The sequence below is a fragment of the Pseudoduganella sp. RAF53_2 genome, assembly GCF_052113985.1.
GTDB lineage: Bacteria > Pseudomonadota > Gammaproteobacteria > Burkholderiales > Burkholderiaceae_D > Rugamonas.
This window is the reverse complement of sequence record NZ_JBFRDW010000228.1, coordinates 1-8,392: the sequence shown is the minus strand read 5'-3', so window position 1 is coordinate 8,392 and position 8,392 is coordinate 1. Positions and strand designations below refer to the sequence as shown.

The following is an 8,392-nucleotide window of genomic DNA, read 5'->3' as shown; positions in this document are numbered from 1 at the left end:
GATGGGCATGCTGTGCGAAATGAATCCTACGCTGACGTTCAATGAAATCGTCGCGCGGGAGTTGCGCGCTGCGGGCGTCGAGCCGCCTGCGGCGATGGCGGCATCATGACCAAGCGGCCCGAAGAAATCGCCTTGATGGCGGAGTCCGGTAGGCTGCTGGCAAGCGTATTTGGCCGCCTCGATGCGCTAAGCCTGATCGGCATGTCGACCATGCAGGTCAACGATCTGGTGGACAGCTTCATCGTGAACGAACTCGAGGCGCGCCCTGCCAGCAAGGGGCAGTACGGCTTTGCCTATGCGCTGAACTCCTCGCGCAATAACGTGGTTTGCCATGGCGTGCCGTCCGAGTCCGATATCTTGCAGGACGGCGATATAGTGAACTTCGATATCACGCTGGAGAAGAATGGCTTTATCGCGGACTCCAGCAAAACCTATCTTGTCGGCGCCGTCTCACCTTCCGCCCGGCGGCTGGTGCAGGTGACGTATGAGGCCATGTGGCGCGGCATCCACGCAGTCCGTCCCGGTGCGCGGCTGGGAGATGTGGGCCATGCAATCGAGCGCCATGCCAAACGCAGCGGCTATTCTGTCGTACGGGACTATTGCGGACACGGCATCGGCCGCGAAATGCATGAGCCGCCGCAAGTGCTGCATTGGGGACGCCCGCAAACAGGCCTGGTGCTACGTGAAGGCATGGCGTTCACCATYGAGCCGATGCTGAACGAAGGCCGCGATGCCGTGGAGACCGAAGAGGATGGCTGGACGGTCGTCACGCGCGACGGCAAACTGTCCGCGCAGTTCGAGCACACGGTGGCCGTCACGAAAAACGGTGTGCGCGTATTGACGCTGCGTCCTGAGGAACGCGCTTAAGCTTCAAGCAGGCTGCGGGTCTGTTCGAGCAGCGAACCAGCGACGTCCTTGCCGTACTTGGAATCGCGCATGGCCATATGCCACATGCCCAGTGCATGCTGGACCTGGGCTTCATCTTTCGCCATCTCGATGCGGCGCACCAGATCGGCGGCCAGCAGGCCGAGGTATTTCTCGGCACTTTGACGCATCAGGGACTTAGCCTCGGCCAGTTTTGGTTCGCGCTTCGGCACCAGCGCAGCCGGATCGGCGATGAAGCCAAGACTGAGCAATGCTTCCAGCGCCGGCACCAGCTCTTCCATCGGCAGCAGCGGCAGCAGCGCCGACAAAGGTTTGCGTCCGTCCAGCATGATCAGCAGGGTTCGCTGGCGCGCGGTCAGGCCCGCACGGCGCGCCTGCACCTCCTGCTGACCCGCAGGGGTTTTTGCATACAAAGCATCCGGTCGCATCGAGGCCCTCCCAGCATTACTGATCGGGCGATGCTACACGGCAATTATTACGTCTTTGTTACGAAGTATAGAAACAACGACCACATGCTTGTCGATAAGCTTCGTTTCCACCAATACTTATTTGCTCGCCTTCCCGGATGCGATTGCCCTGCTCGTCCACGCGGATATTCATGGTGGCTTTCTTGCCGCAAGTGCAGATGTTCTTGATTTCTTCGATGTCGTCCGCCAGGGCCAGCAGATAAGCTGAGCCTGGGAATGGTTCGCCGCGGAAGTCGGTACGCAGGCCATAGCAGATCACGGGAATGCCCTTGGTCTGCGCCAGCTGGTGCAATTGCACGACCTGGGCGGTGGACAGGAATTGCGCCTCGTCGATCAGCACGCAAGCTACCTTCTTCTCGATTTCGGCCAGGAAGTTGGTATTGGCGTCGAACAGTTCGGTCTCGCGTTGGGGACCGAGGCGGGACGTCACCTTGCCCACGCCGTAGCGGTTGTCGATGGCAGCCGTGAACAGACGCACGGCCTGGCCCTGCTCTTCGTAGTTATGAGCCACCTGCAGCATTGCAGTCGATTTGCCCGCGTTCATCGCGGAGTAGCGGAAGTAGAGTTTTGCCACAGCGGTGTTGTGTTTTAGTTAAGCCGGTCTCCGGCGGTACGCGATTATACAAAATGGCGCATACTCTGAGTGCATCCGGAATCCGCATAACTTAGTGCGAAAACATTCCTTCTTTGTTCAGCGAGCGCGTTCGACAATGCGCGCTTTTCAACAAAGGGCCGGCGACACAATCGCTTGCCCTGGCGACTGCAAGGAGTCAGCATGCAAAAAGAACGCACGGCCGCGCTCTACGGCCTGATCGGCAATACCCCCCTGGTCGAAGTTACCCGCCTCGATACCGGTCCCTGCCGCCTCTTCCTCAAACTCGAATCGCAGAACCCCGGCGGCTCCATCAAGGACCGCATAGGCATGTCCATCATCGAAGCCGCCGAGAACGACGGCCGCCTGAAACCGGGCGGCACCATCGTTGAAGCCACTGCCGGCAATACGGGCCTGGGCCTGGCGCTGGTCGGCCGCATCAAGGGCTACCGCGTGGTGCTGGTGGTGCCGGACAAGATGGCCACGGAAAAGGTGCTGCACCTGAAGGCGCTCGGCACGGAAGTGCATATGACGCGCTCCGATGTTGGCAAGGGCCACCCCGAGTATTACCAGGATTACGCGGCGCGGCTGGCAAGCGAGATCCCCGACGCCTTCTTTGCCGACCAGTTCAACAATCCCGCCAATCCGCTTGCGCACGAAACCACGACCGGCCCCGAGATCTGGGAACAGATGGGCCATGAGGTTGATGCGGTGGTCGTGGGCGTCGGCTCCGGCGGCACGTTGACCGGCCTGTCGCGCTACTTCAAGAAAGTGTCGCCATCCACGGAGTTCGTGCTGGCCGATCCCAAGGGTTCGATTCTGACCGAATACGTCAAGACGGGCCAGGTGTCCGACGTGACCGGCTCCTGGGCCGTGGAAGGCATCGGCGAGGACTTCATTCCAAACAACGCGACCATGAGCGCTTTCAAGCAGGCCTACACTATCACCGACCAGGAGAGTTTTGAAGCCGCCCGCACACTGGTGCAAGCCGAGGGTATTCTCGGCGGCTCCTCGACCGGTACGCTGCTGGCCGCTGCGCTGAAATACTGCCGCGAACAAAAGACCGCCAGACGCGTGGTGACGCTGGTGCCTGATACGGGCACGCGCTATCTGTCCAAGGTCTACAACGATGCCTGGATGTTCGACCAGGGCCTGATCCAGCGTCCTCGCCTCGGCGACCTGCGCGACCTGATCGGCCGCCGTTTCGAAAACGGTGATGTGGTCAGCGTGGCGCCGACCGACACGCTGCTGATCGCCTTCAACCGCATGCGCTCCGCCGATCTGGCCCAGTTGCCTGTAATCGAGAGCGGCCGCCTGACCGGCATCATCGACGAATCGGACATCCTGTTCAAGGTGGAGAAGGACGCCAGCCGCTTCACCGGCCCGGTCAGCGGCACCATGACCACCCGCATTGAAACGCTGGCGCCCGGCGACAGCATGGATGCGCTGCGCAGCACCCTTGACCGCGGCCTGACCGCCATCGTGGCTGAAGGTGATAAATTCTATGGACTGATTACCCGCTACGACCTCCTCAACCATCTGCGCAGGACTCTATCTTGAACGAGAAAAAATTCAAATCCCACCTGGCGACCCGCGTCATCCATGCAGGCCAATCTCCCGACCCGACGACCGGCGCCATCATGCCGCCGATCTACGCCACCTCGACCTTCGTGCAGCAAAGCCCAGGCGTCCACAAAGGCCTGGATTACGGCCGTTCGCACAATCCCACGCGCTGGGCGCTGGAGCGCTGCGTGGCGGACCTGGAAGGCGGCGCGCAGGGTTTCGCCTTTGCCTCCGGCCTCGCTGCGATTTCGAGCGTACTGGAAATCGCCGACTCGGGCTCGCACATCATTGCCGGCGACGATATGTACGGCGGCACTTTCCGCCTGTTCGAGCGCGTGCGCCGCCGCAGCGCGGGTCTGGATTTCAGCTATGTGGATCTGACCAATCCGGAGAACCTGCTGGCCGCAATTCGTCCCAACACGAAAATGGTTTGGGTCGAAACGCCGACCAATCCGATGCTGAAGCTGGCCGACCTGCGCCGCATTGCCCAGATCTGCCGTGAGCGTGGCATCATCGCGATTGCGGACAACACTTTCGCCAGCCCGATCGTCCAGCGCCCGCTGGAATTCGGCTTCGACATCGTGGTGCATTCCGCCACCAAATACCTGAACGGCCACTCCGACATCATCGGCGGCATCGCCGTGGTGGCCGGTGAAGAGCGCCAGTCGGCATGGCGCGAGCAGCTGGCCTTCCTGCAGAATTCCGTTGGCGCCATCGCTGGTCCGTTCGACAGCTTCCTCGCTCTGCGCGGCGTGAAGACACTGGCCATCCGCATGCAGCGCCACTGCGAAAGCGCGTTGCATATCGCTCGCTGGCTGGAGCAGCAGCCCAGGGTGCGCAAGGTGTTCTACCCCGGTCTGGAATCGCACCCGCAGCACGCGCTGGCCAAACAGCAGATGGACGGCTTCGGCGGCATCATCTCCATCGACCTCGATACCGACCTGGCTGGCGCGCGCCGCTTTCTGGAACGCTGCGAAGTGTTCGCGCTGGCCGAAAGCCTGGGCGGCGTGGAAAGCCTGATCGAGCATCCTGCCCTGATGACGCATGCCTCCATCCCCGCACCGCAGCGCGCCTTGCTGGGCATCGGCGACGGCCTGATTCGCCTTTCCGTCGGCATCGAAGCAGTGGAAGATCTTTTGCAGGATCTGCGAAATGCCCTCGATGCAATTGATGCAATCTGAGGTATAGTGGCCGGTCCGGCAGGCGGAGCACGTCGACTCTGCCCCGGCCCGCACTAGCTCAGAAAATGAAAAACGCTTATCTGCCCATTTGGGCGACGGCCGCCATTGATGGTGTCGGCATTGGGCTTGTCATGCCCATCTTTCCCGGCCTGCTGCGGCAGGTCGGCCAGGAAGCCAACTTCGGTTGGCAGTACGGCCTGTTCCTCTCGATCTACTGCCTGATGCAATTCGTCTGTGCCCCGCTAATGGGCAGCCTTGGCGACCGCTTCGGACGCCGCCCGGTATTACTGGCGTCCCTGGCCGGCATCACGATCGACTACCTGTTCATGGCGGTGGCGCCGACCTTCTGGCTGCTGCTGATTGGCCGCGCGATTTCAGGCGCGGCGGGTGCAAGCATTTCCGTGCTGTCCGCCACGATTGCCGACATCACGCCAGAGGAAGACCGCGCACGCCGCTTCGGCCAGTTAAGTGCTGCGATGGGCGTGGGCTTCATTGCCGGCCCCGTGATCGGCGGTGTGCTGGGCGACGTGTGGGTGCGCGCGCCCTTCATCGCAGCAGCGGCGCTGGGCTGCATCAATCTGCTCCTGGTCCTGCGCTTCCTGCCTGAATCGCGCCCTGCCAATGCAACGACGGAGCCGCACGGACTGAATCCTTTCGAGCCTTTGCGCTGGCTGCTGCGCTTCCAGTCGCTCGGCCCCATGGTGCTGGCGTTCGGCGCGGTTGCCGTGGTGGGCCAGGTTGGCGGAACCATCTGGGTACTGTACGGCCAGGACAAATTCCACTGGGACGGCATGACGGTCGGCATATCGCTGGCCTGCTTCGGTGTGTTCCATGCGCTGGCCCAGGCTTTCGTGGTTGGCCCGATTACCTCGCGCTTTGGCGAAAAGCGCGGCCTGCTAATTGGTATCGTCAGCGACAGCGCGGCCTATATCCTGATCGCGCTGGCAGGCCAGGGCTGGATGGCGTTTGCGCTGATGCCGCTATTTTGCGTGGGCGGCACGGCAGTACCGGCTCTGCAATCGCTGCTGTCGGCGCGCGTGGGACCGGAATTCCAGGGACGCTTGCAGGGTGTGCTGGCCAGCGTCGGCGCGCTGGCATCGGTGGGCGGACCGCTGCTGCTTAGCCCCCTGTATGTCGCCACACGCGACACCTTCCCCGGTACGGCATGGATTGCGGGCGCCGCGCTGTACCTGTTCTGCCTTCCCGTCTTCTTCACCCGCTCAGTGGATAGTGCGGCTGGGGTCAGCAACGTTGAAGACGCGCCGGACAAAGCTCTCCAGCGCCAGGAATACGCCTTCGACGCCGAAACCCGCGATGAATGAGAGCGCGGAGCTGCTCAAGCCCCAGTTGCCCAGCAAGCTGATTTCGGCGCCCGGCGTCTGGCCTGACGGGTTGATGAACAGCGCGATGCAGGCGCCGATTGTCGCCCCCAGCGCCAGCTGCAGCAGCGCCAGCGTGTAATCGCGCGGCGACAGCAGGCTTTCGCGCATCTTAGCCCACAGCCCGCGCACCACAGCAGCTCCCGCGCCGAGAATGCCGTAGCAAAGCGGCAGCACGGCGGTGCCGACCACCAGCGTGACGATTTGCGCCAGTTCTTCCGTGCCGCGCTTCTGGATCTCCTCCACAGCCTTTTCGTGCGGAGTGCTGAACCAGGCGGACACGCGGCCATAGCAATCCTTCCATGGCTGGAGCCAGTTGCGCAGATTGGTGCGCACCGCGGTCATTTGCGTTTCAATCTGGCGGCGCCGCGTGCACAGCTGGTATTCCTCGGTATTGCGGTAATGCGCGAGGCCCGCTTCGTCCACCGCCAGGCAATACTGCACCGCTTGTACCGGCTCCGGCGTCACAGCCCCGGATTTCGCACGGCGCGCCTGTTCGTCGGACGTGAAGCGCAGTTCGGCGTCGCTGATGGACTTCACCACCGCCGCATGCTGCTGCGACAGTGCGTCCAGATGCTGCAGGATCACGTTGCCGCCAGTGACGTGCCACGACATCACACAGGTCAGCACCAGCCCAATCAGGAGCAGCAGCACGATCAGGAACACGCGCCGGTTAAAGCGCTTGGCTGCATCGATCAGGCCCGGAAAAGCGTAGCGTGCGAGTGTGAGACGGGTAGGCATGTCCCAATAGATTGCGTGGCGTGGCCGCAGCGGTGCAGCATCGTGGCCACGATTGCCGCGGTAAGCCAGATTGCGGAACCAGTTACGCAGTTTGCGCGGGTTTTCTTCGCCAACCACCATCAGCGTGAAGGCGATGGTCATACCGGTGGCGGGACGCGCCACGGCATTCAGCCTGTCCTTCGCGCACAGTAGCCTGACGGCCTGCAGCACGCGATCGGTGTCGCTTTCAGCAGGCGTGAGGCCGATGGCGCAAAGTTCTTTGATGTGGGGTGAACCATCATCGGCGATGCCGTTGCCGTAAAGGCTTTTGTCCCAGCGGCCGGAGATGTGATCAAGGAGGAGGAAGACTTCATTCAGCTCGCGCACGAAAATGAAGTCTTCGATTTTCTGACTGTGGCTTGCGGTATTCGAGGACATGGCGGCCTCCCAACTGAGCGGACCTGCAGCACATTGTGCGCCGATCCGCCTTGAGAAAAAGCCATATCCCCCCTACCCTGTTTGAGCTGGCTCAAACAATCCGGTCATTCACCCGGATGGTACTTGCGCTCAAGATTCTTTTCGATGTCTTCTTTGTAGAACAGCACATCCTTGAACTCACCACGCGCATACATTTCCGCCTGGTCGGTGAAGTGCGGCGATGCAGGGTCGCCGCTCTCGCCGCCCGCCAGAATGCTCTTGGCGCGAATGTGCGGACCGAATTCCACCGCTGCCACGAAGCTGTTGCCGCGCTCACCGTAAATGCGCTTGGTGTGCGGCTTGGACGTCATGCCGAAGGCCGCCAGCGAGCCCCAGTTGCCCGATGCGAATGCGACCGGGATGCTTGGCTTGCTGTCGTCGAAGGGCTGCACGATGTCGCCGGTCAGGCGCTGGAAGCGGTTGATTTCGCCCCATGGCGTCTTCCAGGTGCCGAAGTCGTTATCCAGCTTTTGCGAAGCGCGCACCAGGGCTTCCAGGCGCTGCTGCGGCGTGACACTGGTGGCCAGATAGTCCAGCACCAAAACGCCTTTCGTTTTGGCCTCCGGGCCGTAGACCTTCACCAGATCCTGCATCCAGTAGATGGCCAGCGAAGTCGGGATGGAGTTCAGCGTGTAGCGCATGTCCCAGTCGCGCAGCAGCGAGATCTGCTCGGTCAGCGAAGCCTTCGCCAGGTCGCTGGCCGGCGCCTCGTCATAAGCGCGCACCAGCAGCGGCAGCAGCGGCTCGAAGGCGGTCAGCTGGTTGTCGTAAGCCGATGCGATCAGGCTCTCCAGCGTGAAGTCCTTTTTGTTCTGCAGCACGCGCACGGCGTGGATGCCGCGTGCGTTCTCTGGATTCATCGACATATAGGCCGGATAGTCCTGCGGACGCGGGCTGTATGCGCCGGCGGCGGAGAATGGCCAGTTGTTCGTATTCTGAATCCAGCCATTCTTCGGATTGAAGAGCTGGATGGTGTCTTTCACCGCGTGAATGCCCTTCCAGTCCGTGGCCGGATTGCTGCCATCCACCGGTTTGGTGTAATCGAACCTGGTATCGCGGACTGGCACGAAGTTACCGTGGAAGTAGGCGATATTGCCATCGGCATCCGCGTACACTGTGTTGTTGGAC

8 protein-coding genes are annotated in these 8,392 nt (G+C 61.9%); 4 read left to right on the top strand and 4 right to left on the bottom strand.

From position 1 onward, the window contains the following. Positions 1-105 precede the first annotated feature (105 nt). On the top strand, positions 106-867 hold the full coding sequence (map, locus tag AB4Z11_RS14985) for a type I methionyl aminopeptidase (protein ID WP_442026042.1): 762 nt from the start codon (positions 106-108) through the stop codon (positions 865-867). Here map and AB4Z11_RS14980 read toward each other — a convergent pair. After that, on the bottom strand, positions 864-1,313 hold the full coding sequence (locus AB4Z11_RS14980; RefSeq protein ID WP_442026041.1) for a hypothetical protein: 450 nt from the start codon (positions 1,311-1,313) through the stop codon (positions 864-866). The two genes, map and AB4Z11_RS14980, sit on opposite strands and share 4 nt — an antisense overlap. A gap of 58 nt (positions 1,314-1,371) precedes the next feature. Further along, positions 1,372-1,926: a thymidine kinase gene (locus tag AB4Z11_RS14975; protein ID WP_442026040.1), complete on the bottom strand. Its 555-nt coding sequence runs from the start codon at positions 1,924-1,926 to the stop codon at positions 1,372-1,374. A 201-nt stretch (positions 1,927-2,127) separates the two neighbouring features. Here AB4Z11_RS14975 and AB4Z11_RS14970 point away from each other — a divergent pair, with 201 nt between their 5' ends. The 3 genes from AB4Z11_RS14970 to AB4Z11_RS14960 all read left to right on the top strand — a co-directional run bounded on the left by AB4Z11_RS14970 (position 2,128) and on the right by AB4Z11_RS14960 (position 6,010). Further along, positions 2,128-3,504 (top strand): pyridoxal-phosphate dependent enzyme, encoded by a 1,377-nt coding sequence (locus tag AB4Z11_RS14970; protein WP_442026039.1) that lies wholly within the window; start codon positions 2,128-2,130, stop codon positions 3,502-3,504. After that, positions 3,501-4,688: a trans-sulfuration enzyme family protein gene (locus AB4Z11_RS14965; RefSeq protein ID WP_442026038.1), complete on the top strand. Its 1,188-nt coding sequence runs from the start codon at positions 3,501-3,503 to the stop codon at positions 4,686-4,688. The genes AB4Z11_RS14970 and AB4Z11_RS14965 overlap by 4 nt, the downstream gene beginning before the upstream one ends. A gap of 65 nt (positions 4,689-4,753) precedes the next feature. Continuing rightward, positions 4,754-6,010, top strand: coding sequence for a TCR/Tet family MFS transporter (locus tag AB4Z11_RS14960; RefSeq protein ID WP_442026037.1), 1,257 nt, complete (start codon positions 4,754-4,756; stop codon positions 6,008-6,010). Here the strand turns inward: AB4Z11_RS14960 and AB4Z11_RS14955 are convergent. Both AB4Z11_RS14955 and AB4Z11_RS14950 read right to left on the bottom strand, forming a co-directional pair. Beyond that, positions 5,909-7,225, bottom strand: coding sequence for a hypothetical protein (locus AB4Z11_RS14955; protein ID WP_442026036.1), 1,317 nt, complete (start codon positions 7,223-7,225; stop codon positions 5,909-5,911). The genes AB4Z11_RS14960 and AB4Z11_RS14955 overlap by 102 nt on opposite strands. Positions 7,226-7,329: 104 nt before the next feature. After that, a partial coding sequence (locus AB4Z11_RS14950) for a penicillin acylase family protein (RefSeq protein ID WP_442026035.1) occupies positions 7,330-8,392 on the bottom strand: 1,063 nt, incomplete at its 5' end.

Coding starts and splice junctions, on each gene's coding strand:
- AB4Z11_RS14980 (WP_442026041.1), bottom strand. CDS start 1,313: ATGCGACCGGATGCTTTGTATGCAAAAACCCCTGCGGGTCAGCAGGAG.
- AB4Z11_RS14970 (WP_442026039.1), top strand. CDS start 2,128: ATGCAAAAAGAACGCACGGCCGCGCTCTACGGCCTGATCGGCAATACC.
- AB4Z11_RS14960 (WP_442026037.1), top strand. CDS start 4,754: ATGAAAAACGCTTATCTGCCCATTTGGGCGACGGCCGCCATTGATGGT.
- AB4Z11_RS14955 (WP_442026036.1), bottom strand. CDS start 7,225: ATGTCCTCGAATACCGCAAGCCACAGTCAGAAAATCGAAGACTTCATT.